This window comes from Collinsella aerofaciens (assembly GCF_039752955.1).
In the GTDB taxonomy this organism is placed as follows: domain Bacteria; phylum Actinomycetota; class Coriobacteriia; order Coriobacteriales; family Coriobacteriaceae; genus Collinsella; species Collinsella aerofaciens_BI.
Genome location: NZ_JBDMHB010000085.1, coordinates 1 through 1,701, shown reverse-complemented (window position 1 = coordinate 1,701; position 1,701 = coordinate 1). Strand labels below are relative to the sequence as shown.

Sequence of the window (1,701 nt, the reverse complement as noted above, 5' to 3'; positions counted from 1 at the left end):
CATCAGGAACACGGCGTCGTAGCCCTCGTCGGCAACCTTGTCGGCGAGCGCGGTCATCTTCTTGCCGGTCTCGTAGACGTTCTTGCCGTCCTCGAGATAGCCCTCCTGGCTAAAGTGCATGATCTCGATCTTCTCGGTTTCCTTCATGGCTTTTCCTTTCTGTCCTGCACGCGACTCTATACATCGCGTTTCTTTTCGATACCAATTATAGACATACACCTAAGATGTTTTTAATACCACTTATCAATCTGTTCTAATCCTCGGTGAACGGTCGAAATTCTCTGGTGAGTGGTATTAAATTAGAATTGAATGTATAGCTAACACCTCTGGCGCCTCCCTTGTATGACAAAGAACAGCGTTCCTACCAGCGCAATAATGGTCGATGCCCCAAATAGCACCGCTTGGACGCCCAAAGCCTCCGCCAAAAAAGGAGCCGCCAGCAGCGGCAGCACGCCGGCGCTCATCAGGCCAAAACGCACAAAGCCGGTAATGCGCCCCAGGTATTTGATGTCGGCGCGCTCCTGAATCAAGATCATCTGCAGCGGTTCCAGGAATCCCCAGGCCAGACCGTTAATCGCCTGACCGATAATCGCGACCCCCAGCATATCGGTGCCCACGTACACCATGGACCCAATGCCCACGGCCATGAGCGCGCCGAGCAACAATCGCAGGTTGACATGGCGAGCAGAAAGCTTGGTCAGGATGAACGCGCCCACCGAGGAAGTGAGGCCCACGACCGAGGACAGCCAGCCCAGCCAGACGATATCCACGTTGAGCACATCGCGGTAGAACAACGACTCCAGCGAATCGAACGCGCCAAACGCAAAGAAACCCAAAAAGCCCGAGATAAAGATGAGGCGCAGGTCGTGGTCGCGAAACGTAAGTCGCGCACCCTCGGCCATGCCGCCCAGAATACCGCCCTTCGGCTTCTCCCCTTTTGTGGGAGCAACACACTCGTGACAGCCCAAGGAGAGCACGGCCGCCACACCCATCATGCCCGCCATGAGCAGATAGACCGATTGCGTGGCAAAACAGCTCACGATGGCACCACCGAGCAGCGGGCCAGCGGTATAGGCAATATTGCTGTAGAACACCATGAGGCCGTTCACGCGGGTACGGCCCTCGGTGGTCGACTCCAGGTATCCCGGAAACGCATGTGTGCAGGTGTTGATAAAGCCGCCCGCAAGTCCCAAGACGCACGCGGCAAACACAAGCCCGGGGACAGACAACGGTGCCAACCCCACGCCAAGCGATAGCACCGCCGTAATCACGCACGTCACAAACGACGTCCGGCGCGGCCCGAAGCGGTCGATGACCGAACCCGACACTATATTGCCCACCGACGTCATAAGATTGCGCGCGAGCGTAATGGCGGCAACCAAAAAGGCCGTGCCAGCCAGATCATACGTGGCCGCACCGATAAGCCCCAAAAAGTAGACCGCGTTGTTGGCGCACCACTGCAGGGACTCAATAAGAATCAGCCTGACCTCTGCCGGCGTCAGGCGCATTGCTTCGCGATCCTTCGCGAACATACGAACTCCTTCTATACAAAAAGGGGATGGAGGGCATAGGCCTGCTCCATCCCCTTTCCAGGTTGCAACGAAAATCTATGCAGCCGGGCCCTTACGCCAGCACGCCGAAGAACGCGCCGATGATGCCCACGACCATGGTGGCCACGATCAGCACCATGGGGTTGATCTT

The 1,701-nt window shown here is 57.0% G+C and carries 1 protein-coding gene; it reads right to left on the bottom strand.

The genetic code is table 11. The features are described from left to right. Nucleotides 1-317: 317 nt before the first annotated feature. The gene (locus ABHR75_RS09880; protein ID WP_346964235.1) at nucleotides 318-1,532 is read right to left on the bottom strand and encodes an MFS transporter; all 1,215 of its coding nucleotides are present in this window, start codon (nucleotides 1,530-1,532) and stop codon (nucleotides 318-320) included. Nucleotides 1,533-1,701: the final 169 nt, after the last annotated feature.

Excerpts from the sequence above, each read along its gene's own strand:
- ABHR75_RS09880 (WP_346964235.1), bottom strand. The coding sequence starts at position 1,532 with ATGTTCGCGAAGGATCGCGAAGCAATGCGCCTGACGCCGGCAGAGGTC.